General features: G+C 71.2%; 23 protein-coding genes. 18 read left to right on the forward strand and 5 right to left on the reverse strand.

Going from position 1 to position 22,647, the window contains the following annotated elements:
* Window positions 1–30: 30 nt before the first annotated feature.
* Window positions 31–1,017: a DNA polymerase III subunit delta gene (gene holA, locus DEU31_RS08300; protein ID WP_126985344.1), complete on the forward strand. Its 987-nt coding sequence runs from the start codon at window positions 31–33 to the stop codon at window positions 1,015–1,017.
* A 190-nt stretch (window positions 1,018–1,207) separates the two neighbouring features.
* On the opposite strand, the gene rpsT is transcribed toward holA, so the two are convergent.
* Together rpsT and DEU31_RS08310 are read right to left on the reverse strand one after the other, a co-directional pair.
* Window positions 1,208–1,474, reverse strand: a complete 267-nt coding sequence (gene rpsT, locus DEU31_RS08305; RefSeq protein ID WP_010551707.1) for a 30S ribosomal protein S20 — start codon at window positions 1,472–1,474, stop codon at window positions 1,208–1,210.
* 361 nt (window positions 1,475–1,835) lie between these two features.
* Window positions 1,836–2,471, reverse strand: coding sequence for a type II toxin-antitoxin system PemK/MazF family toxin (locus tag DEU31_RS08310; RefSeq protein ID WP_133676793.1), 636 nt, complete (start codon window positions 2,469–2,471; stop codon window positions 1,836–1,838).
* Window positions 2,472–2,587: 116 nt separating this feature from the next.
* On the opposite strand from DEU31_RS08310, the gene DEU31_RS08315 reads away from it, so the two are divergent.
* From DEU31_RS08315 to DEU31_RS08345, 7 genes are all read left to right on the forward strand, one after another.
* Window positions 2,588–4,174, forward strand: a complete 1,587-nt coding sequence (locus DEU31_RS08315) for a circularly permuted type 2 ATP-grasp protein (protein ID WP_239639382.1) — start codon at window positions 2,588–2,590, stop codon at window positions 4,172–4,174.
* A complete protein-coding gene (locus DEU31_RS08320; RefSeq protein ID WP_243733783.1) occupies window positions 4,161–5,078 on the forward strand; it encodes an alpha-E domain-containing protein in 918 nt (305 codons plus the stop codon). Before DEU31_RS08315 ends, DEU31_RS08320 begins: the two co-directional genes overlap by 14 nt.
* 18 nt (window positions 5,079–5,096) lie before the next feature.
* Complete coding sequence (locus DEU31_RS08325; RefSeq protein WP_239639375.1) at window positions 5,097–5,759, forward strand: M23 family metallopeptidase; 663 nt, start codon at window positions 5,097–5,099, stop codon at window positions 5,757–5,759.
* Window positions 5,760–5,934: 175 nt separating this feature from the next.
* Window positions 5,935–7,821 carry a translation elongation factor 4 gene (gene lepA, locus DEU31_RS08330; RefSeq protein WP_133676794.1) on the forward strand — a complete coding sequence of 629 codons (1,887 nt, stop codon included), beginning with the start codon at window positions 5,935–5,937 and terminating at the stop codon, window positions 7,819–7,821.
* Window positions 7,818–8,603, forward strand: coding sequence for an MOSC domain-containing protein (locus DEU31_RS08335; protein WP_010551701.1), 786 nt, complete (start codon window positions 7,818–7,820; stop codon window positions 8,601–8,603). The genes lepA and DEU31_RS08335 overlap by 4 nt, the downstream gene beginning before the upstream one ends.
* On the forward strand, window positions 8,600–9,757 hold the full coding sequence (hemW, locus tag DEU31_RS08340; RefSeq protein ID WP_133676795.1) for a radical SAM family heme chaperone HemW: 1,158 nt from the start codon (window positions 8,600–8,602) through the stop codon (window positions 9,755–9,757). The genes DEU31_RS08335 and hemW overlap by 4 nt, the downstream gene beginning before the upstream one ends.
* A 127-nt stretch (window positions 9,758–9,884) precedes the next feature.
* Window positions 9,885–10,271: a DUF1801 domain-containing protein gene (locus tag DEU31_RS08345; RefSeq protein WP_133676796.1), complete on the forward strand. Its 387-nt coding sequence runs from the start codon at window positions 9,885–9,887 to the stop codon at window positions 10,269–10,271.
* A 198-nt stretch (window positions 10,272–10,469) separates the two neighbouring features.
* Here DEU31_RS08345 and DEU31_RS08350 read toward each other — a convergent pair whose 3' ends face one another.
* Both DEU31_RS08350 and DEU31_RS08355 read right to left on the reverse strand, forming a co-directional pair.
* The gene (locus DEU31_RS08350) at window positions 10,470–11,393 is read right to left on the reverse strand and encodes a DUF4870 domain-containing protein (RefSeq protein ID WP_010551698.1); all 924 of its coding nucleotides are present in this window, start codon (window positions 11,391–11,393) and stop codon (window positions 10,470–10,472) included.
* Between the two features lie 215 nt (window positions 11,394–11,608).
* The gene (locus DEU31_RS08355; protein WP_166649444.1) at window positions 11,609–12,505 is read right to left on the reverse strand and encodes a DUF3097 domain-containing protein; all 897 of its coding nucleotides are present in this window, start codon (window positions 12,503–12,505) and stop codon (window positions 11,609–11,611) included.
* A gap of 143 nt (window positions 12,506–12,648) precedes the next feature.
* Here DEU31_RS08355 and hrcA point away from each other — a divergent pair, with 143 nt between their 5' ends.
* The 3 genes from hrcA (at window position 12,649) to DEU31_RS08370 (ending at window position 15,644) form a co-directional block, all read left to right on the forward strand.
* Entirely contained in the window at window positions 12,649–13,650 is a 1,002-nt protein-coding gene (gene hrcA / locus DEU31_RS08360) for a heat-inducible transcriptional repressor HrcA (protein ID WP_166649445.1), read from the forward strand.
* Between the two features lie 70 nt (window positions 13,651–13,720).
* Window positions 13,721–14,842 carry a molecular chaperone DnaJ gene (gene dnaJ, locus DEU31_RS08365; protein ID WP_126985360.1) on the forward strand — a complete coding sequence of 374 codons (1,122 nt, stop codon included), beginning with the start codon at window positions 13,721–13,723 and terminating at the stop codon, window positions 14,840–14,842.
* Window positions 14,843–14,855: 13 nt separating this feature from the next.
* Window positions 14,856–15,644: a 16S rRNA (uracil(1498)-N(3))-methyltransferase gene (locus tag DEU31_RS08370; protein ID WP_133676799.1), complete on the forward strand. Its 789-nt coding sequence runs from the start codon at window positions 14,856–14,858 to the stop codon at window positions 15,642–15,644.
* Between the two features lie 81 nt (window positions 15,645–15,725).
* Here DEU31_RS08370 and DEU31_RS08375 read toward each other — a convergent pair whose 3' ends face one another.
* Complete coding sequence (locus DEU31_RS08375) at window positions 15,726–16,268, reverse strand: NAD(P)H-dependent oxidoreductase (RefSeq protein ID WP_133676800.1); 543 nt, start codon at window positions 16,266–16,268, stop codon at window positions 15,726–15,728.
* Between the two features lie 77 nt (window positions 16,269–16,345).
* Here DEU31_RS08375 and DEU31_RS08380 point away from each other — a divergent pair, with 77 nt between their 5' ends.
* The 7 genes from DEU31_RS08380 to DEU31_RS08410 all read left to right on the forward strand — a co-directional run bounded on the left by DEU31_RS08380 (window position 16,346) and on the right by DEU31_RS08410 (window position 22,507).
* Window positions 16,346–16,720: a histidine triad nucleotide-binding protein gene (locus DEU31_RS08380; RefSeq protein WP_010551692.1), complete on the forward strand. Its 375-nt coding sequence runs from the start codon at window positions 16,346–16,348 to the stop codon at window positions 16,718–16,720.
* A complete protein-coding gene (locus DEU31_RS08385) occupies window positions 16,717–17,763 on the forward strand; it encodes a PhoH family protein (RefSeq protein ID WP_133676801.1) in 1,047 nt (348 codons plus the stop codon). The genes DEU31_RS08380 and DEU31_RS08385 overlap by 4 nt, the downstream gene beginning before the upstream one ends.
* Window positions 17,764–17,765: 2 nt before the next feature.
* Window positions 17,766–18,227 carry an rRNA maturation RNase YbeY gene (ybeY, locus tag DEU31_RS08390; protein WP_053915668.1) on the forward strand — a complete coding sequence of 154 codons (462 nt, stop codon included), beginning with the start codon at window positions 17,766–17,768 and terminating at the stop codon, window positions 18,225–18,227.
* Between the two features lie 116 nt (window positions 18,228–18,343).
* Entirely contained in the window at window positions 18,344–19,684 is a 1,341-nt protein-coding gene (locus tag DEU31_RS08395; RefSeq protein ID WP_133676802.1) for a hemolysin family protein, read from the forward strand.
* Window positions 19,674–20,663 (forward strand): GTPase Era, encoded by a 990-nt coding sequence (gene era / locus DEU31_RS08400; protein ID WP_166649446.1) that lies wholly within the window; start codon window positions 19,674–19,676, stop codon window positions 20,661–20,663. The genes DEU31_RS08395 and era overlap by 11 nt, the downstream gene beginning before the upstream one ends.
* A gap of 181 nt (window positions 20,664–20,844) precedes the next feature.
* Window positions 20,845–21,396 carry a DUF6318 family protein gene (locus DEU31_RS08405; protein WP_243733784.1) on the forward strand — a complete coding sequence of 184 codons (552 nt, stop codon included), beginning with the start codon at window positions 20,845–20,847 and terminating at the stop codon, window positions 21,394–21,396.
* Between the two features lie 673 nt (window positions 21,397–22,069).
* A complete protein-coding gene (locus DEU31_RS08410; RefSeq protein WP_243733785.1) occupies window positions 22,070–22,507 on the forward strand; it encodes a PKD domain-containing protein in 438 nt (145 codons plus the stop codon).
* Window positions 22,508–22,647 lie beyond the last annotated feature (140 nt).

The following is a 22,647-nucleotide window of genomic DNA, read 5'->3' on the forward strand; positions in this document are numbered from 1 at the left end:
GTGCAGTCCCCTGAGCAGTGAGGAGCTCCCGTGAGCGATGTCGAGTGGCACAGCGTCGCCCTCGCACCGATCGTGCTCGTCCACGGCACGGAGGGCCTGATCGCCGACCGGGCCGTGCAGCGCCTGCGCGCACTGGCCAAGGAGGCCGACCCCTCCGTGGAGGTCCACGACCTCTCCGGCGAGGCCCTCGGCCCCGGCGCCCTGGCGCAGGTCGCGAGCCCCTCCCTGTTCGGCGAGCCGCGCCTCGTGGTCGTCCCCGAGCTGCAGTCCGCCCCGGACTCCCTCGTGCTCGAGCTGCTCGACTACGTGAAGACCCCCGAGCAGGACGTCACCCTCGTGCTCGTCCACCGCGGCGGCAACCGCGGCAAGAAGCTCCTGGACGCCCTGAAGAAGGCGGGAGTGCCGCGCGTGGACGCGAGCCCCGTCAAGCGCGCCGCCGACAAGCAGGCCTTCGTCGCCGCGGAGTTCGCCCGTGCCCGCCGTCGCATCCAGCCCGACGCGCTGGTCGCCCTCGTCGACGCCTTCGGCACCGACCTCGCCGAGCTCGCGGCGATCAGTCGCCAGCTGATCGAGGACACCACCCCCGACCCGGGCGAGCAGCCCGCCCAGGTGACCGTCGCCGAGGTGCACGCGCTGACCTCCGGCCGTGTGGAGTCCACCGCCTTCGCCGTCGCCGACGCCGCGATCGCGGGCAAGGAGCAGGACGCGCTGCAGCTGCTCCAGCAGGCTCAGCTCGCCGGCGCCGACCCCGTCCCGATCGTCGCCGCGATCGCCTCGAAGGTCCGCTCGCTGGCGAAGGTGTCCGCACCGAACGCGACCCCGCGCAGCCTCGGCATGCCCGACTGGATGCTGCGCAACCTCTCCCGGGAGGCGAAGAGCTGGAACGACCGCTCCCTGGCCCGGGCGATCGAGGCCGTGGCCCGCGCGGACCACGAGGTCAAGGGCGCCGGCCGCGACCCGCAGTGGTCGGTGCAGCGCATGGTGATGGAGATCTGCCGGGCGCGCCGCGCCCGCTGAGAGCGACTGCCGGGCCTCGCCGCCCGTCCCCGTCGGCCCCGCCGCTCGCGACCGTCGGCCCCGGCCTCCACGACCGATGCAGGCACCCGCTCCCGCAGCACTCGCCCCGGACATGAAGGAGCCCGGTGCGCATCGCTGCGCACCGGGCTCCTCATGCCCCGGAGGGGCGGGGTCCGTCAGGGACCGACGATCACTTGGCGACGCCGGCGACCAGCTTGGCGAGACCGGACTTGCGGTTCGCGGCCTGGTTCTTGTGGATGACGCCCTTGGAGACGGCCTTGTCGAGCTTGCGCGAAGCGGACTTCAGCGCCTCGGTCGCGACGTCGGCATCGCCGGTCGAGACAGCGGCCTTCACCTTGCGGGTGTAGGTCTTGAGCTCCGACTTGACGGCGCGGTTGCGCAGACGAGCCTTCTCGTTCGTCTTGTTGCGCTTGATCTGGGACTTGATGTTTGCCACGAAGACTCTTCTCCAGTGTTGCTGAGGTGGATCATCCCGGACTGCCGAGGAACGGAGCCGACGGGGACGGCGGTGGGGATTCGCCTGGAGACGTCGGTACCGGAGTCGCTGCCACGGGTACTCGCCCGGGTCGCACGAACCGCCCGTCCCCTGAGACACTTCGGGAGGACACCCCTGCGCACACCGAACGGTATGTCACACATACAAGGAGCGATCCTAACAGAGGACAGTCACCGGACCGGTGCTCATGTGCGCCGTGTCTCCCGATCCGCGATGCGCGCCCCACCTGCTCCTCGGCGCCCGCACAGGGCGCGCACCCGGAGGGCAGAGCCCGCGCGACCTCCGGCGGCGAGGCGGCCGCTCACAGCGCGACGGCGCGCACCGCCTCCGCGACCCGGTCGTAGCGCTCGCGGTCCAGCCGCCCACCCTCGCGTCGCACCGACCCCGGGGCCAGGCGCAGCAGGCGGTCCGCCCGGACCTCCGAGGGGCGGCCCTGCCGGTCCCAGTCCCCGGCGCCGATGTCCACCCAGGTGGCCCCGTGCTCATCGGTGCGGGTCGCGCCGGGCTCGGTGCGGTCGCGGGAGGTGAGCATCAGGGCCACCAGCACGGTCCCCGTCCCGTCGGCGCCGCCGGCGGAGGCGTCCTCCTCGGCGATCACGAGGACCGGACGGTCCTTGCCCTGGGAGAGGTCCTCCTCGTAGTGGACCCACGCCCACGCGACCTCGCCCGGATCGGGACGGTCGTCGCCCCGCGGGGCGTAGACCAGCTCGAGCGGCGCGCCGTGGCGGCGGTCGGCGAGCACGCCGTCCGCCGCCTGCCCGCGACCGTCGGGCTCGGGACGAGCACCGTCGTGCTGCCCGGAGCCCTGCCTGGACCCGCCGCGCTGCTCCTGCACGGAACGGATCGCGGCGCGCCCGAGGTCCCGTGCGCCGCGGCGCACCGAGGGATTGCGGGCGAGGGAGCGGGCGACGGAGCCGAGCCGGGAGAGCAGCGACATGGTTCTCGCTTCCTGGGCGGAGCGCCCACGAGGGGATGGAGGTCGGTGTGAGAATGGTAGGCATGTCAGACACCTCGCTGTTCCGCAGCGCCCGCACCGGAGCGGACGGTGACGAGATGTTCGCCGCCGACGGCACCCTGCACCCCACCTATCGGGCGCTGCATGACGCGCTGGCCGGGCTGGGACCGGAGGAGTTCCGCTCCCGCTCCGAGTCCCTCGCCCGCAGCTATCTCGACCAGGGCGTCACCTTCGACTACGCGGGGGAGGAGCGACCCTTCCCGATCGACGCGATCCCGCGGGTGATCGACGCCGACGAATGGGCCCGGGTCTCCTCCGGGGTCTCCCAGCGCGTCCGCGCCCTGGAGGCCTTCCTCGACGACCTCTACTGCGACCGCAGCGCCATCGCCGACGGCGTGATCCCCGAGGAGCTCGTCACCTCCTCGACCTACGTGGTCGACGCGGTGCGCGGCTACCGGCCGGCGAACGGGGTGCGCATCCACGTCTCCGGCATCGACCTGGTCCGCGACGGGGACGGCGGCTTCCGGGTGCTCGAGGACAACGTCCGCACCCCCAGCGGCGTCAGCTATGTGCTCTCGAACCGCCGCGCCATGGCCCAGGGCTTCCCCGAGCTGTTCGCGGACCGGCCCGTGCGCCGCGTCGGCGAGTACCCCGGCCGGCTGCTGGCCGCGCTGCAGGCCGCCGCCCCGGACACCGCCGGCGAGGAGGCGACCGTGGTGGTGCTGACCCCCGGCCGCTACAACAGCGCCTACTTCGAGCACTCGCTGGTCGCCCGCACGATGGGCGTCGACCTCGTGGAGGCCTCGGACCTCGTCGAGCGGGGCGATCGCATCTACATGCGCACCACCGCGGGACTGCGCCGCGTGGACGTCATCTACAAGCGCACCGACGACGACTTCCTCGACCCCGAGGTGTTCCGCCCCGACTCGATGCTGGGCGTGCCGGGCCTGGTCCGCTCCGTCCTCGCCGGCAACGTCGTGGTCGCCAACGCCATCGGCAACGGCATCGCCGACGACAAGCTGACCTACACCTACGTCCCGGACCTGATCCGCTACTACCTCTCCGAGGAGCCGATCCTCCCCAACGTCGACACCTGGCGGCTCGAGGAGCCCGACTCCCTCGTCGAGGTGCTCGACCGGCTCGAGGAGCTCGTGGTCAAGCCGGTGGACGGCTCCGGCGGCAAGGGCATCGTCATCGGCCCCACCGCCGCGCGCGAGGAGCTCGACGCGCTGCGGAAGCGGCTGCGCGCCGATCCGCGCGGCTGGATCGCCCAGCCCGTCGTCCAGCTCTCCACCATCCCCACCCTCGTGGAGGAGGGCCCGGAGCCCCGCCACGTGGACCTGCGCCCCTTCGCCCTGAACAGCGGCGACGACGTATGGGTGCTGCCCGGCGGGCTCACCCGCGTCGCCCTGCCGCGCGGGGAGATGATCGTGAACTCCTCCCGCGGCGGCGGCTCGAAGGACACCTGGGTGCTCGCCGCCGGCCGTCCCGGCGCCGCCGCCTCGGGTCTCGCCGACCAGGACGAGGAGGGGATCGAGGACCCGACCGACGACAAGCGCGACCAGTTCGACGACCCCCGCGAGGAGCACGGCGAGGAGCGGGAGGTCGAGCCGGACCCGGTCACCTCCGCCATCCCGATCATCGAGGCCGACGACGAGGAGGAGGACCGCCATGATGCTCAGTAGGATCGCCGACGCGATGTTCTGGATCGGCCGCTACGTGGAGCGGGCCGACCAGACCGCGCGCATCCTCGGCGTGTCGCTCCAGTCGATCACCGAGGACGCCTCCCTCGACCCCGTCGATTCCTGCGCGGGCGTGTACGGGATCTTCGGCGCCACCGACGTGCCGGCCGAGGACCTGACGGTGCAGCGGGTGCTGGAGCGCCTGGTCACCGACCGGGCGAACCCCTCCTCCGTCGCCGGCGCCCTCCAGGCCGCGCGGGAGAACGCCCGCGGCGTGCGCGAGGCGCTGTCCACGGAGGTGTGGGAGTCGCTGAACACCGCCACCCTCGGCATGCCGCGCGGCGTGCGGCCCTCCCGCATGCACGGCGCCTTCCAGTTCGCCAAGGACCGCTGCGCCATGGTCAACGGCCTGCTGGACGCGTCGATGACCCGTGACGAGGCATGGCTGTTCCTGCGCGTGGGCCAGCTGCTGGAGCGGGTCGACATGCTCGCCCGCAACCTCCAGGCCCACGACCTCTCCGACACCTCCGACGCGGCGACCGTGCTGCTGCTGCGCTCCTGCAGCGCGCACGAGGCGTACATCCGCTCCTATCGCGGCCGCGTGCGCGTCTCCGGCGCGATCGAGTTCCTGCTGCTGGACTCGATCTTCCCGCGCTCGGCCGCGTACTGCCTCAGCGAGATCGACGAGGCGCTCGAGACCCTCGCCAAGCTCCACGGCAACAGCTTCGACCGCCTCGGCACCGCCGAGCCGGGCCGCAGGATCGTCGGCCGCGCGCTCGCGAGCCTGCGCTTCCGCCAGCTCGAGGACATCACCGAGGACTTCGAGGACGAGATGGAGCAGCTCCAGCGCGTCACCGGCGCCGTCACGAGATCGCTGGGCACCACCTACTTCCACCCCGCCGCCTGAGCCCGCCGGGGAGCAGGGGTGAGCGCGGCGAGAGGGGAGAGGGGCCCGCTGGGGCTCGTGAGCCCGCTGCGCGGGGCGGCGCTGGTGCGCAACAGCCCGGCGGACCGCGTCCCGAGCCACGGGACGACGCTGGGCGCCTCGACGTGCGCGATCGACCTGGTGCCCCTCGACGACCGGGGCCGGACGGCGCCGTTCACGCCGATGTCGTTCCTGCTGCCCGAGCCGCCGGAGCACTTCGCCGGCTTCGGCCTGGAGGTGCTGGCCCCGGCCGACGGGACCGTCCGGCACGTCCACGACGGGGAAGCCGACCATCGCGCCCATCGCGGTCTGCCGTCGGTGCTCTACGCGCTCACGCAGCGGCGTCGACTGCGCCGGGGCTGGCAGGGACTCGCCGGGAACCACGTCGTCCTCGAGGTCGCCCGCGGCGGCCGGGCGGCGTTCGTGGTCCTGTGCCATCTGCAGCAGGGCAGCATCGCCGTGGGCATCGGACAGCGGGTCGCGGCGGGGGAGGTGCTCGCCCGGTGCGGGAACTCCGGCAACAGCATGGAGCCGCACGTGCACGTGCAGGCGATGGACGGCCGCGACCCCGGCACGGCCGCGGCGCTGCCCCTCACCTTCCCCGGTGGTGTGCCGCGGGCCGGGCGGCGCCTGGCGGGCGCGGGGGAGGCCGACGGGCGGTGATCGTCCCGGCCCGGTGCCCTCCTCCGGGACGGGCGCCCGGCCCGGTGATCCCGTCGGCCTCGCTGTGACGTCGGCCCGTCGGCCGCCCGCGGGACGCCGCGGCGCGTGCGGCACATGAGACCATGGACCGATGCCCGGCGCATGCGCGCCCGGCACACCATCGACGAGAGGACGAATGCCGGTGACCCCGAGGATCGCTGCCGATGAGGCACGGGACATCGCTCCCGCGTCGACGCCCCAGGAGCGGCTCCGCAACTTCTGCATCATCGCCCACATCGACCACGGCAAGTCGACGCTGGCCGACCGGATGCTGCAGATCACCGGGATCGTCGAGGAGCGCGCCATGCGCGCCCAGTACCTCGACCGGATGGACATCGAGCGCGAGCGCGGCATCACCGTGAAGAGCCAGGCCGTGCGCATGCCTTGGCAGGTCGAGGGCGTCAACTACGCCCTGAACATGATCGACACCCCCGGGCACGTGGACTTCACCTACGAGGTCTCCCGCTCCCTCGCCGCCTGCGAGGGGGCGATCCTGCTGGTCGACGCCGCGCAGGGCATCGAGGCGCAGACGCTCGCGAACCTGTACCTCGCGATGGAGCACGACCTGACCATCATCCCGGTGCTCAACAAGATCGACCTGCCCGGCGCCGAGCCCGAGAAGTACGCGGCCGAGATCGGCCAGCTCGTCGGCGTGGACCCCGAGGAGGTGCTGCGCGTGTCCGGGAAGACCGGCGTGGGCGTGCCCGAGCTGCTCGACCACGTGGTGCGCACCCTGCCCGCCCCCGAGGGACAGGTCGACGCCCCCTGCCGCGCGATGATCTTCGACTCCGTCTACGACACCTACCGCGGCGTCGTCACCTACGTGCGCGTCGTCGACGGCTTCCTCAAGGCCCGCGACCGGATCGACATGATGTCCACCGGCGCCCACCACGAGCTGCTCGAGATCGGCGTGAGCTCCCCGGAGCCGCACCCCACCCAGGGCATCGGCGCCGGCGAGGTCGGCTATCTCATCACCGGCGTGAAGGACGTGCGCCAGTCCAAGGTGGGCGACACGATCACCACCTCGGTGCGCGGCGCGACCGATCCGCTGGCCGGCTACGCCGATCCCAAGCCGATGGTCTACTCGGGCCTGTTCCCGATCGACGGCTCCGACTATCCCGTGCTGCGCGATGCGCTGGACAAGCTCAAGCTCAACGACGCCGCGCTCGTCTACGAGCCGGAGACCTCCACCGCCCTCGGCTTCGGCTTCCGCGTCGGCTTCCTGGGCCTGCTGCACCTGGAGATCATCCGCGAGCGACTCGAGCGCGAGTTCGACCTCGACCTCATCTCCACCGCCCCCTCCGTGGTCTACCAGGTCGTGATGGAGGACGGCACCGAGATCGAGGTGCTGAACCCCTCCGACTTCCCCGAGGGGAAGGTGAACCAGATCAGCGAGCCCGTCGCCTCGGCGACGATCCTCGTGCCCAGCGAGTTCATCGGCGCGGTCATGGAACTGTGCCAGTCCAAGCGCGGCACCCTCGGCGGCATGGACTACCTCAGCGAGGACCGCGTCGAGCTGCGCTACACCCTGCCGCTGGCCGAGATCGTCTTCGACTTCTTCGACCAGCTGAAGTCCAAGACCCGCGGCTACGCCTCGCTGGACTACGACGTCTCCGGCGAGCAGACCGCGGACCTGGTCAAGGTCGACATCCTCCTGCAGGGCGAGCCGGTCGACGCGTTCAGCGCGATCGTGCACCGCGACAAGGCCTACTCCTACGGCGTGGACATGTCCGGCAAGCTCAAGAACCTCATCCCCCGCCAGCAGTTCGAGGTCCCGATCCAGGCCGCGATCGGCTCGCGCATCATCGCCCGCGAGAACATCCGCGCCATGCGCAAGGACGTGCTGTCCAAGTGCTACGGCGGCGACATCTCCCGCAAGCGCAAGCTGCTGGAGAAGCAGAAGGAGGGCAAGAAGCGCATGAAGAACATCGGCTCCGTCGAGGTGCCGCAGGAGGCCTTCATCGCCGCGCTCTCCTCCGACGCCTCCGAGCCCTCGAAGGACGAGAAGAAGAAGAAGAAGTGAGCACCGCGCCCGGCCCGCTGCCCGAGACCGCCCCGCGCCGCCTCGACCCGCTCGAGGTCGCCTTCGAACCCGGCGGCGGCCGGCTCGGCGCGGTGTGCACGGTCGCCCAGCTCTTCGAGGTGCGCGAGCGCTCCCTCATGAGCGGGATCGACAAGCGCCCGGCCGACGGGCCCGTCACGCTCCTCACCCACGGCGTGCTCGGCGACGTGCAGGGCGACCGTGAGCACCACGGCGGGATCTTCAAGGCCGTCTACGCCTACTCCCGGGAGGTGCGCGAGGCCTACGCCTCCGCGCTCGGCCACGAGCTGCCCGACGGGTTCTTCGGCGAGAACCTCGCCACCGTCGGCCAGGACACCGACCACACGGTGATCGGGGAGCGCTGGCGGATCGGCGGCGCAGAGCTCGAGGCGACCTGCCCCCGCAACCCCTGCGGCACCTTCGCCGCCTGGATGGGGGACCGCCGCTGGGGCCGCGCCTTCACCGACCAGGGCCGGGCCGGCGCCTATTTCCGCGTGCTCGTCGAGGGCGAGGTGCGCGCCGGCGACGCGATCGAGGTGCTCGAGCGGCCGGACCACGGCGTGACGATCGCCGACGCCTTCCGGGGACTGGACGCCGCGCAGGCCCGCGCCCTGCTCGACTGGGCGGAGGCGAGCGGCACCGTGCTGTACGAGACCCTCGTCGGCGCCGCGCAGAAGACGCTCGCCAGAGCGGGCGAGCGCGAGGACTTCCCGGAGCGGCTGCGCTCCACCGGACGGGGCCTCGGTCTCGGTCTCGGGCTGTGACGGTCGTGAAGGACCTCTCCGCCTACATCCACGTTCCGTTCTGCGCCGTGCGCTGCGGGTACTGCGACTTCAACACCTACACGAACGCCGAGCTGGGCGGCGGCGGGTCCCAGGCCGAGTACGCGGACAACGCGATGGCCGAGATGGACCTGACCCTCGCGGCGGACCGCGCGGCCGGGTACGAGTACGAGGAGATCTCCACCGTCTTCTTCGGCGGCGGGACCCCCACCCTCCTGCCCGCCGACGACCTCGTGCGGATGCTCGACCACCTGCGCTCCCTGATCCCGCTCGCGGACGACGCCGAGGTCACCACCGAGGCGAACCCCGACTCGGTCACCCGCGCCTCGCTCTCGCGCCTGGCCGACGGCGGGATCACCCGCGTCTCGATCGGCATGCAGTCCGCGATCCCGTCGGTGCTCGCGACCCTGGACCGCACCCATGACCCCGACCGGGTGCCGCAGGTGGTCCAGTGGGCGAAGGACGCCGGGCTGCAGGTGAGCCTGGACCTCATCTACGGCACGCCGGGGGAGACCGTCGCCGACGTCGAGACCTCCGTGCGCGCGGCCCTGGCCTGCGAGGTCGACCACCTCTCCGCCTACTCGCTGATCATCGAGGGCAACACCGCCATGGCCCGGCAGCTGCGCCGCGGCGAGATCGAGGCGCCCGACCCCGACGACATGGCCGACAAGTACGAGCTCGTCGACGACCTCACGTGCGAGGCGGGCCTGACCTGGTACGAGGTCTCCAACTTCGCCCGCACCCCCGAGCACCGCTCCCGCCACAACCTCGCCTACTGGAAGGGCGGGGACTGGTGGGGGATCGGACCCGGCGTCCACCGCCACCGCGACGGACTGCGCTCCTGGAACGTGAAGCATCCCAGCCGCTACGCGCGCATGCTCGCCTCCGGCGAACTGCCCGTCGCGGACAGCGAGCAGGTCGCCGCCGAGGACCGGCTCGTCGAGCGCATCATGCTCGAGCTGCGGATCGCCGACGGCCTCGCCGTCGACGTCGTGCCCGAGCAGAACCGCTCGATGCTCGAGGTGCACCGCGATCGGGGCCACCTCGATCCCGACGCCCTCGCCGCAGGCCGCGCGGTCCTCACCAGGGAAGGGCGTCTGCTCGCCGACGCGGTGATCCGCGACCTCGTGCCCTGAGACCCGTCGGCCGCGGAACGATCTCGACGACCGAGCCCGAACCTCCTCCTGCTCTCTGCCCCGGCAGCCGTGCTCTCTCGTCGTCGATCCACTGGTCCCACGGATCACCGAGGTGCACACTGTCCGCATGACGCCACCGACAGGATCCCGCCCGGCGACGATCGACGAGTACCTCGCCGCCCTCGAGGACCCGGCCCGCACCCGGCTCGCCGAGCTGCGGAACCTGGTGCGCGAGGAGCTGCCCGAGGCGACCGAGGCGATCAAATGGGGCAGCCCCGCCTTCGTCCACTCCCGCGGCACGATCCTGCTCGTCGTCAGCGCCCACAAGGCGCACGCGAACTTCACCGTCACCCCGAGCGCGAAGGAGGCCTTCGCCGACGAGCTCGAGGGGCTCGAGACCGGCAAGGGCAGCGTGAAGCTCCCCTACGACACGCCGATGCCGAAGGACCTGCTGCGGCGCATGGCGCGCCACCGCCTCACCGAGTTCGAGCAGGACGGCGTGAACTGGATGTGACGGGCCGCGGCGCCGTGCGGCAGGACCCTGCGCGCGGTGTCGAGTCCTGGCCCACCGCGTCCGGCCCGGGCGCGCGGCATCCGGTTCCGGCGCGCGGCATCGGCCGCCCGCGCACCGACATGCAGGAGCCCCCGGGAGCGACTCCCGGGGGCTCCTGCGTCCGGCCGTCGGCCGTGACTCAGCTGCTGCGGACGCGGATCACTTCACGAGGCGGATGTTGACGGGGTAGTTCCACCACTCGCCCTGGTAGGCCTTCACCGCGCCGATGATGGCGAAGACGACGTGGACCAGCGCCGGGACGCCGATGAGGGCGAAGAGCACCGAGCCGAAGCCGAGGGTGATGACCGTGATGATCGTGAAGACGATGGCGAGCGCGATCTCCACGATCAGGGTCGCGATCGCCGCGTTCAGCGCCTCCGCCGCGTTGTAGCGGACGAAGCGGTTGCGGTCCTTGTAGACCAGGAAGATGATCAGCGGGCCGAGCCAGCCGAGGAAGCCGGCGCCGATCACATAGCCGACGATCGCCGAGAGCTGCGCGAACATCGCCCACAGCTTCGTGTCGGACTCGGTGGTGGGCTGACCGATCAGCGGGCCGTCGAAGACGCCCTTGACGTGGGCGGGGGCCTGGTCGGGGTTCATGGTTCCTCCGGCTGAGGTCTGTCCGTGGGCGGCGTAGGGAGCGTGCTGCTGGGCATGCGGAGCCTGCTGCTGCCCGTACGGCTGCTGGGCATGGGCCGGCTGCGCGGAGGGCTGGGACGGCGAGGGCGCCCCGTAGGGGGAGGCCGGCGCCGCGGCCGGAGCGGCCGAGCTCGCGGACTGCCCGTAGGGATCCGCCTGCTGAGCGGAGCCCGGCTGCGCGTAGGGGTCCTGCTGCGCGAACGGATCATGCTGCGCGGCGGGGGCCGGCTGCGCGCTGGGAGCGGACTGCGCAAACGGATCGTAGGGATGCTCTGCCGGGTCCGAGGTCGCGCTGCCCTGCTCCTGCGGCGCGGGGGCGGCAGGGGCGTCGATGTCGAGGTGGTCCGAGGCCGGGCGCTCGGCAGGCTGCTCGGGCAGCGAGTCGGAGGCGGGGGTGCCGGGCTCGGTGCCGTACGGGTCGTGCGGATGCGGAGTCTGGCTCATGGGATCCTTCTTCGTCTCGGTCGGCGCGGGGGCCGTCGTCTCGGGTGACGGGTTCACCCTAACGAGCCGGGGACCCCGCGGTCAGCGCGGCGGTCCGCCGCATCCGCTGGGGGATATCCCCCTGGTGGGCTCCCGAGGGCCGCCGACCCGGACCGCGTGCCCGCACCGTCGGGCGGCGTCGACGGCCCGCGACGACGTCCCGTGCCGCGGCGGAGTCACCCCTGGTCGACGGTGACGAAGTCGATGAGCTCCTCGATGCGCCCCGAGAGCGTCGGCTCGACATCGGCGTAGGAGCGGACCGTGGAGAGGATCCGCTTCCAGCCCAGGCCGATGTCGGCCTTGTCCTCGTGGGGCCAGCCGAGCGCGGCGAGGGAGCCGACCTTGATGTCCGTCCCCCTGGGGATGCGCGGCCACTCCTTCAGTCCCACGCGCGCGGGCTTCACGGCCTGCCATACGTCGACGTAGGGGTGGCCGAGCACGGTGACGTTCCCACGAGCGCCCGGCAGGGCCATCACCTCGGCCGCGATGCGGGACTCCTTCGACCCCTTCACCAGGTGGTCCACCAGGATCCCGAGCCGGCGGCCGGGGGAGGGGCCGAACTCGCGCACGCGCTCGGCGAGGTTGTCGGCGCCCTCGAGCTGCTCGACGACGATGCCCTCGATCCGCAGGTCGTGGCCCCACACCTTCTGCACCAGCTCCGCGTCATGGGTGCCCTCGACCCAGATCCGCGACGCACGCGCGGTGCGGGCCTTCGCCCCCTCGACGTACACCGAGCCGGAGGCGGAGCGCTTGCGGACAGGCGCCTTCTGCGCCGCCTGCGGGCGGGTGAGGACGACGGGCTGGCCGTCGATCATGAAGCCCGGCCCGAGCGGGAAGGTGCGGCGTCGGCCGCGGCCGTCCTCCAGCTCGACGATCAGCTCCCCGGCCGTCTTCTCCACGCGCGTGATCGCGCCGGTGAAGCCGGTCGAGGCCTCCTCGACGACGAGGTCGCGCTGCGCGGGGACCTCGCGGCCGACGGGGCGGCGGCGGTGATGGGCGGGCGGACCGGAGGAGAGCACATCGGCGCCGTACCGGTCGGGGAAGCGAGCAGGCGGGGTGGACACGGCGGACACTGTAGCCCCGTGGCGAACGCCTCCCTGCGAAGCACGCCGCAGACGCGTACGATTGGCACTTGGCATGGGAGAGTGCCAATGTCCAGGGAGACCCGGGCACCGGGACGCCCCGGTGCCGGACCGCGCGGCAGGAGGTGCACGACATGGACGACCGCAAGCTCCAGATCCTCGGCGCCATCGTCGAGGACTACGTCTCCACGCGCGAGCCCGTCGGCTCGAAGTCGCTGCTGGAGCGGCACGAGCTCGGCGTCTCCGCGGCGACCGTCCGCAACGACATGTCCGTCCTCGAGGAGGAGGGGCTGATCCACCAGCCCCACACCTCCGCTGGCCGCGTCCCCACCGACAAGGGATATCGCGCCTTCGTCGACCACGTCGCGATGGTCAAGCCCCTCTCCGCCGCCGAGAAGCGGGCGATCCGCACCCTGCTCGAGGACGCGGGGGACGTCGAGGAGCTCCTGGCCCGCACCGTGCGCCTCCTCGCCCAGCTCACCCAGCAGGTCGCGATGGTGCAGTACCCGGCCCGGCGCCAGGCCCGCATCCGCCACGTCGAGCTCGTGAAGGTCGCGGACTCGCTGCTGCTGGTCGTGCTGATCACCGAGTCGGGGCGGGTGGACCAGCGCACCGTCCCCGTCATCGCCGGCCGCCCCGCCGAGTACTACGCGGCGCTGCGCGACCAGCTCAACCGCGCCGTCGCCGGCCGGGAGGTCACCGACCTCGCCGCGCCGCTGACGGACTACCTCGAGTCCCTGCCCGTCCCCGAGCGGCCCGCCGCCGCGGAGGTGGCCGAGGCGCTCACCGCGCTGGCCGCGACCCGCGCCGAGGACCGCATCATGATGGCGGGCACCGCGAACATCGCCCGCTCCGCCGAGGACTTCGCCCGCGACGTCGAGCCGCTGCTGGACGTCCTCGAGGAGCAGCTGGTGCTGCTGCGCCTGTTCACCGAGATGCACGTCTCCCCGGGGGACGTGCAGGTGCGGATCGGCACCGAGCTCCACGACCGGGCGCTGCACCAGGCCGCGCTCGTCGGCGCGGGCTACGGCGCCGGCTCCCACCTCGCGATCCTCGGCCCCAGCCGCATGGACTACGCGGCCGGGATCTCGACCGTCCAGGCGATCGCCCGCTACGTCTCCCGATTCCTCGAATGACCGCGCCGGCGGGCCCCGCGCCCGTCGCCGGCCGTCACCGACCTCCGACCCCTGTGAAGGACCCACGCCTGTGAACGACGACTACTACGAGCTGCTCGGCGTCTCCCGCGACGCCTCGACCGAGGAGATCAAGAAGGCGTACCGCAAGCTCGCCCGCACCCTCCACCCGGACGTCAACCCGGACCCGGAGGCGGCGGAGAAGTTCAAGAAGGTCTCCCAGGCGTACGAGACCCTCTCCCATGCGGACAAGCGCCGCCAGTACGACATGGGCGGCGGCCCGGGCATGGGCGGCTTCCCCGGCGGCGGCGGCGCCGGCTTCGACTTCAACGACATCTTCGACATGTTCGCCGGGGCCTCCGGGATGCGCGGGCGCAACCAGGGGCCCGTCCCGCGCCAGCGCCGCGGAGGCGACGTGCTGCGCCGGGTGAAGATCGAGCTGCGCGACGTCGTCTTCGGCACCGAGCAGGAGGTCACCTTCCGCACCGCCGTGCTGTGCGAGCGCTGCTCCGGCTCCTGCGCCGAGCCGGGCACCAGCCCCACCCGCTGCACCGCCTGCAACGGCTCCGGCCACGTCCAGCGCGTCCAGCAGTCGCTGCTGGGCCAGATGGTCACCATGGCGCCCTGCCCCACCTGCGAGGGCCACGGCGACGTGATCGAGAGCCCCTGCACCGGCTGCTCCGGCCACGGACGCACCGCCACCGAGCGCACCGTCACCGTGCGCATCCCCTCCGGCGTCGAGAACGGCACCCGCATCCAGCTGCGCGGCGAGGGTGAGACCGGCGAGGCCGGCGGCCCCTCCGGCGACCTCTTCGTGGAGCTGTCCGTCAAGGACCACGAGATGTTCGACCGCTCCGGCGACGACCTGGTCACCACGATCTCCGTGCCGATGACCACCGCCGCGCTCGGCGCGACGATCCCGCTGGAGACCTTCGACGGGGAGCAGGAGCTCGACATCCGCCCCGGCGCTCAGCCCGGCGAGGAGATCCTCCTCAAGGGCCTCGGCGTGACCCCGCTGCGCCGCGAGCGCCGCGGCGACATCCGCGTGGTCCTGGACGTGGACGTGCCCAGCGCGCTCACCGACGAGGAGCGCGAGCTGCTCGAGCGCTTCGCCGCCCTCCGCGGCGACGAGGCCACCCGCCCGAAGAACCACGGCGGACCGTTCGCGAAGCTCCGCGAGCGCCTGAACCTCTGAGACGGGAGAGCCAGTGCCCACCACCCCGCCCGGCTTCCTGATCCTCGACGAGGCCCTCGCCGCCGCCCGTGAGGGAGACCAGCTCGAGCTCGCCGGCGACGAGGGTCGCCACGCGGCCAAGGTCGCCCGGATCGGGGTAGGGGAGCAGCTGCTCCTCACCGACGCCCCCGGCCGACAGGTCCTCGCCGAGGTCACCGGCGCCCGCAAGGAGGCGCTCGACCTGCGCCTTCTTGCGGACCCGTCCCCGGCCGTGCAGCGTCTGCCCCGTCTCGCGCTGGTGCAGGCCCTCGCCACCGGCGGTCGCGACGAGCAGGCCGTCGAGTCCGCGACCGAGCTCGGCGTCGACCGCATCGTCCCGTGGATCGCGAAGCGCTCCGTCTCCGTGTGGCGGGGGGAGAAGCTCGCCAAGGGCCGCGCGAAGTGGGAGGGCACCGCCCGCGCCGCCGTCAAGCAGTGCCGTCGGCCCGGCATTCCCGCCGTCGACGCCCCGCTGACCACGAGCGCGCTCGTCGAGGACCTGCGCGCCCGCGCGGCCGACGGGACGCTCGTGCTGGTGCTGCACGAGCAGGAGTCCGTCGGCGTGATGAGCCTCGCCGAGGAGCTGCGCGGAGCGAGCGAGGCCGGGGTCGAGGAGATCGTCGTGGTCGTCGGCCCCGAGGGCGGGATCGACGAGTCCGAGCTGGCCGCCCTGCGCGAGGCCGGTGCCCGGACCGTGCTGCTGGGCCCTGAGGTTCTTCGCTCCTCCACCGCCGGCCCCGCAGCCCTCGCGGTGCTCAGCGCACTCGTCGGCCGCTGGGGCTGAGCCCACCGGCGGACCCCGCCGACGACAGGACCCCGCAGACGCTCGGCGCCGGCGGGGTCCTGCGACGTGAGGGAGCGGTTATCAGCCGACCGGGGAGAGCACCTTCGTCTCGAGCGTGGCCAGTGCGGTCTCCAGCGCTGCGGCCTTCTCCTCGGTGACGAACAGCTCGCCCTCGACGGAGAGGTCCTCGCGGAAGCCGAGGCCCACGGAGCCGACGACGTCGGCGCCCACGCGGCCCATCAGGGTCTCCAGCAGGGGCAGCACCTCGTTCGCGGCGCCCCAGCCGTAGCCGACCAGGATCGTGGGCAGGTTCTCCCACTCGTGGAACAGGAAGTCGATCGCGTTCTTCAGGCCGCCCGGGTAGGCGCCGTTGTACTGCGGGGTGAGGATCACGATCGCGTCGAGCGCGGCGATGCGCTCGGCCCAGGAACGGCCGTGGTCGGTGGTCTTCTCGGCGCCGGACTTCGGCGAGGAGGGCTCGTCGAAGGAGGGCAGAGCGACCTCGCGCAGGTCGATGAGGTCGATCTCGAAGCGGCCGTCGGCCGAGGCGCTGACCCACTGGGCCACCTTCTCGCCGACGCGGTTGGGGCGGGCACTGCTGAGGAGGATTCCGAGCTTCGTCATAGTCCTTTAAACTTCTCATACTTCCGGGGGCTTCCCCAAGGAGGGGTGGTGTTCGTCGCTCCCGTAGACTCGCGACCATGGGTACGAGCGTCAACCGCAACGACACACTGCGTCACGATCCCGACTGCATCTTCTGCCGGATCCTCGCCGGGGAGATCCCCTCGGATCGTGTCCACGAGGACGAGAAGGTCATCGCCTTCAAGGACCTCCATCCGCAGGCGCCCGTCCACGTCCTGGTGGTCCCGCGCGAGCACCGCCGCGACGTGACCGAGCTCGCCGAGGACCCCGCGCTCCTCGCCCACACCGCCACCGTCGCCGCGAAGGTCGCCGCCGAGCAGGCCGACGGCGACTTCCGCCTCGTCTTCAACACCGGCGCGAGCGCCGGACAGACCGTCTTCCACGTGCACGCGCACGTCCTCGCGGGCGGGACGCTCGCAGAAGGAGAACTGTGACAGACCCCCTCAGCCCGGCTCCCGGACGCGCCCCCGAGGTGCGCGAGCGGAAGCTGGCGATCCCCGACCATCTCAGCCCCTTCCAGGTGCTCGGGGAGAACGACCAGGCGCTGGCCGCCCTCGAGGACGCCGTCCCCGACACCGACGTGCACGTGCGCGGACACCAGGTGACCCTGCGCGGCACCGACGACGCACTGCGCCGCGGCGAGCACATCATGCGCTCCCTCATCGAGCTGGCCGGCACCGGCCAGCCCGTCACCGCCGAGGCCGTGCAGCGCGCCGCGAACCTCTTCGGCGACGACCGGGCGAGCGGCAGGAAGCTCGAGGAGGTGCTCTCCCGCACGATCCTCTCGTCGCGAGGCCGCACCATCCGCCCCAAGACCATGGGGCAGAAGAGCTACATCGAGGCGATCGAGAGCTCCACGATCACCTTCGGGATCGGCCCGGCCGGCACCGGCAAGACCTATCTCGCCGTCGCGATGGCGGTGCAGAAGCTGCTCTCCAAGCAGATCAACCGCATCATCCTCACCCGCCCCGCGGTCGAGGCCGGAGAGCGGCTCGGCTTCCTTCCCGGCTCGCTGAACGAGAAGATCGACCCCTACCTGCGCCCGCTCTACGACGCGCTGCACGACATGCTCGACCCCGAGTCGATCCCGCGCCTGATGGGCGCCGGCACCATCGAGGTCGCGCCCCTGGCGTACATGCGCGGCCGCACCCTCAACGACGCCTTCATCATCCTCGACGAGGCGCAGAACACGACGCCCGAGCAGATGAAGATGTTCCTCACCCGCCTCGGCTTCAACTCCACCATGGTCGTCACCGGCGACGTCACCCAGGTCGACCTCCCCGGCGGGCACCAGAGCGGCCTGCGCGTGGTCGAGAACGTCCTCTCCGGCATCGACGACATCTCCTTCTGTCGCCTCTCCTCCCGGGACGTGGTGCGCCACCGGCTGGTCAGCGACATCGTCGAGGCGTACGGGCGCTGGGAGATCCGACCCGGCGGCACCCGCGACTCCCGCCACCGCAGCAGCAAGGGGAACTGAGCATGACCATCGAGATCCGCAACGAGACCACCGCCGTCGTCGACGAGCGCGAGTTCGTGGAGCTGAGCCGCTTCGTCTTCGAGGCGATGCACCTCCACCCCGCCACCGAGATGTCGATCATCTTCGTGGACGAGGAGGCGATGGAGAAGCTGCACGTGCAGTGGCTGGACCTGCCCGGCCCCACCGACGTGATGAGCTTCCCGATGGACGAGCTCACCCCCGGCACCCCCGAGCACCCCGCCCCGGAGGGACTGCTGGGCGATGTGGTGCTGTGCCCGAGCGTCGCCGCGAAGCAGGCCGCCGAGTCCGGGCACAGCGCCGCCGAGGAGATGCTGCTGCTGACCGTCCACTCGATCCTCCACCTGCTGGGCTACGACCACATGGAGGAGGACGAGCGCACGGTGATGTTCGATCTCCAGCGCAAGCTCCTGCTCACCTTCCTCGCCTCGCGGCCGAGCGCCTGAGCCGCGATGTCCCAGCCTGATCAACCTCCCGGGCACCGCGCCGCTCCGAACACCACCCGGTCGGACCCGCGCGGTGCGGCCCTCGTCCCGCGTCCGTCGACCCGAGGAGGGCGCCCGTGAGCGCGCTCAGCCTCGCCCTGCTCGTGCTCGTCCCGCTCGCGCTCGTCGGCGGGATCGTCTCGGCGGTGCTCACCGCGGTCGACGCCGCCCAGCTCGCCGTCAGCCGCGGCACGCTCGAGAAGGCGGTCGCGGACCAGCCCGCCGCCACCCGTGAGCGGGTCCTCCACCAGCACGCGGACTCCGGCCGCACCCTCGCCTCCGTCTCCCTGGGCCGCGTGCTCGGCGAGACCGTCATGGTCACGGCGATCGCCGCGATCTGCTTCTCCGCCCATGCCGAGCTGCGACCCGGTGAGGGATGGGTGCTGCCCCTGCTGGCCACGCTGCTCATCGCCGGGCTGATGGCGCTGCTGATGCTCGCGATCTCCCCGCGCACCATCGGCCGACGCCGCGCCGAATCGGTGCTCATCTCCTCCCGCGGCCTCGTCGCCGTGATGCGGTGGGTGCTGTGGGTGCCCGCGAGCGCGCTCGCGAACCTCGGCGCGTCCCTCGCCGCCCGCGCCGGCAGTCAGGAGGATCCCGAGGAGCGCGCCGAGAAGGCTCGCCGCAACGTCGACCGCGCCCTCGAGGACGAGCACGTCCGCGACGGCGAGCGCGACATGATCCAGGGCGTCTTCGACCTGCGCGGCACGATGGTGCGAGAGCTGATGGTGCCCCGCCCCGACATGGTCACCATCACCGCCGATTCCAGCGCCGAGAAGGCGATGCGGCTGTTCGTTCGCTCAGGCTTCTCCCGGATCCCCGTGATCGGCGAGAACGTCGACGACCTGCGCGGCATGCTCTACGTCAAGGACGTGATGCGCGCGATCCACTCACCCTGGGACCCGCGCCCGCAGCGGCCCGTGAGCGAGGTGATGCGCCCGGCCCGGTTCGCGCCCGAGTTCGTCCCGGCCGACGAGGTGCTGCGCCAGATGCAGACCAGCCATGTGCACATCACCGTGCTGGTGGACGAGTACGGGGGAGTGGCCGGCATCGTCACCATCGAGGACGTCCTCGAGGAGATCGTCGGCGAGATCGCCGACGAGCACGATCGGCGCGAGCCCGAGATCGAGGACCTGGGCGGCGGCCGCTACCGGGTGCCCGCCCGCGCGAGCCTGTCCGAGGTGGGGGAGCTGTTCGACCTCGACATCGACGACGACGACATCGACTCCGTCGGCGGGCTGCTCGCCAAGACCACCGGGCGGGTGCCGATCCCCGGCAGCACCGCCACCGCCCTCGGCCTCGACCTCGAGGCGGAGCGCACGGCCGGCCGACGTAAACGGCTCTCCACGGTGCTGGTGAGCAAGGCGGCCGACGACGAGGACGAGGACCGAGACCAGGAGGATCACCATGAGCGATGAGCAGCAGGTGCCCGGCACCGCCGACGGCACCGGAGCGGAGAGCGGCGGTGAGCACCGGGCGGGATTCGTCGCCCTCGTCGGCCGGCCCAACGTCGGCAAGTCCACCCTCACCAACGCGCTGGTGGGGGAGAAGGTCGCGATCACCTCGACCAAGCCGCAGACCACGCGGCGTGCGATCCGCGGCATCGTCACCCGTGAGGACTCCCAGATCATCCTCGTGGACACCCCGGGCGTGCACCGCCCCCGCACGCTCCTCGGGGAGCGGCTGAACGACCTGGTGCGCGAGACCCTCGGCGAGGTCGACGTGGTGGGATTCTGCCTGCCCGCCGACCAGAAGATCGGCCCCGGCGACCGGTTCATCGCTGAGGACCTGGTGGAGATGCGCACCGGCCGACGGGGACCCCGCGTGGTCGCGATCGTCACCAAGATCGACCTGGTGGGGCGCGACGTACTGGCCGAGCACCTGATGAACGTCGACCAGCTGATGGACTTCGACGAGATCGTGCCGATCTCCGCCGTGAAGGGCGAGCAGATCGACGTGCTCATGGACGTCGTCACCCGGCAGCTGCCCGAGGGCCCGCAGCTCTACCCAGACGACCAGCTCACCGAGGAGACCCGCGACGACCGCATCTCCGAGCTGATCCGCGAGGCGGCGCTGGAGGGCGTGCGCGACGAGCTGCCGCACTCGATCGCCGTGGTCGTCGAGGAGGTCGTCGAGGTCGACCCCGACGGCGATGCGTTCACCCCGGTCGAGCCCGGCACCGGGCGGCTCGTGGTGCGGGCGACCCTGTTCGTGGAGCGCGACAGCCAGAAGGGCATCATCATCGGTCGCGGCGGCTCGCGACTGAAGGAGGTCGGCTCCCGGGCGCGCAGCGAGATCAACGCGCTGCTGGGCCGGAAGGTGCACCTGGACCTGCGGGTCAAGGTCGCGAAGGAATGGCAGCGGGATCCGAAGCAGCTGGGCCGCCTCGGTTTCTGACGGCAGGTTGTCCACATTTCCGGGGATCGATGGCGGACCTGGGTGACTGCTGAGTACGGTAACGGTGATCCGTCCCACTCCCCGGAAGGCACCACCCATGCCTCGACGCCTCCTCAGCGCCGCCGCAGCCTGCACTCTCCTCCTCGGACTCGCCGCATGCGGTGAGGGCGGAGACGGTCCCGTGACCACGCCGCCGCCCAGCATCGACATCTCCGGATCGAGTGATGGGGGTGGGGACGACGGCGCCGCGAGCGATGGTGGAGGCGACGAGGCCTCACCGAGCGCCGCGCCGGACGTGCCCGCGCCGGATCCTGCGGACTATCCGGGGATGGATGAGAACACGCCCGAGGGGGCGGAGCAGGCGTTCCGGTACTACATGGCTCTGATGATCTGGGGATATCAGACGGGGGACGTAGAGGAATTGGAATCTCGTGCCGCAGAGAGTTGTAATACCTGTGCTGACAATAGTGCCGAAATTGCCTCTAACGCATCGTTGGGGCTTTATTGGAGTCGCACCCAAATCGAAGATGTCGGCACGAAATACTATGACTCCAAGGACTACGACTATGAGGTTGGCTACGTATTCTTTTTGGGTGCGCATTCTGAGCCTAGCGGGGAGGGTGCTGAAATGCGCGAAGAGCCAAGGGCTGAATACACTGCCGTGAGCGTCATGGACTGGCAGGGCGACCGTTGGAAAGTCGTTGCAATTAACTTGACGCGCGAGGGTGAGTAGGGTGCTACGTCAAACATCAGGACCTGTTGTGTCCCGCACTGCGCTGATCGTGAGCCTGCTATTTTTGCCGTACTGGGTAGGTGGGGATGGAGCCTTTGCCCTCAATCCTTCGATTGAAGATGAAGGTCCAGCGGTGTCAAATACGAAGGCGTACAAGGATATTCATGGTCCGCCGACGGAAGACTCGCAAGACGTTGAGCCTGTGGAGAAGCCTTTTGGGCCTAATGAGGGGTCCCAGGGGGATCCGCCGCCTGCGCCGGTGCCAGATTTCATCACTCGTATGTTCCGCGTCCAGGATGCGGGGGATGAAATGAACTGTAACGGCGCTGTATGTAGGGCGCCGCGAGGGTCGTGCAGGGCGGCTCCAGACTATAGTTACGACGGAGATGTTGCTTATGCGACTCCGCGGTCGTCGGGTGGGCGCGAGAAAGGGTCTGTTACGTTCAAGTCCATCACGCAGGACACAAGGTCGGGTGTGGAGACGTCCAGCGGTTATTCCTGCCGAGTTCCATCAGCGTCAGCTCCTCGAGCAGCTGCGGCGAGTTCGACCCCCGCGGGTGCGCCAGCACCAGAACCAATCGTTATCATTGTTACTGAGAGCGATTTTGCAAAGCTTCCAGTTAAGCCTTTGGTAGCTACTGTAGGACCGGAGCGCGGCTGGTTGCCGGTGGGGATGGTAAATGTGCTCCATGCGGAGCACGAGGTGCAGACGCTTCAGACGGAGCTGCTCGGCACGCCGGTGGCGGTGCGCGCCATTCCGACCTCATATCACTGGGATCTCGGGGACGGGAACACGATCACCACGAGCAAGCCGGGCAAGCCGTACCCGTCGGAGGAGGTGTCGGCGAAGTACTCGGGGGAGGGCTGGTACGACGTCACGCTGACGACGACCTTCGCCGGCCAGTTCTCGGTGGATGGCGGGGAGTGGCAGGACATCGACGGCACGATCGAGGTGGCCTCCGAGTCGATCCCGATCTATTCGAAGTCCCTCGAGTCCCGACTTGTGAATGGTGATGTGCCCGCTGACGAGGACGAGGATCCGTGGGTGCCCGAGCGCTCTCCGGAGACCGAAGGTCCCAAGGATCCTGACGCGCGCCATCGCGAGATCTGAGGCCGCGAGGGGCTCGCGCGTGGTGGTCGCTGACTAGAGCGGGGCGTTCGTCGAAGCGGACGAGCGAGGTAGTCGTCGGCAAAGGGGCGCCGACCTCGCGCATGTTCGCATCGTGAGCCGCCCCGAGCGGCCTGCGTGAC

Source organism: Brachybacterium sp. AG952 (assembly GCF_004362645.1).
Taxonomy (GTDB): domain Bacteria; phylum Actinomycetota; class Actinomycetes; order Actinomycetales; family Dermabacteraceae; genus Brachybacterium; species Brachybacterium conglomeratum.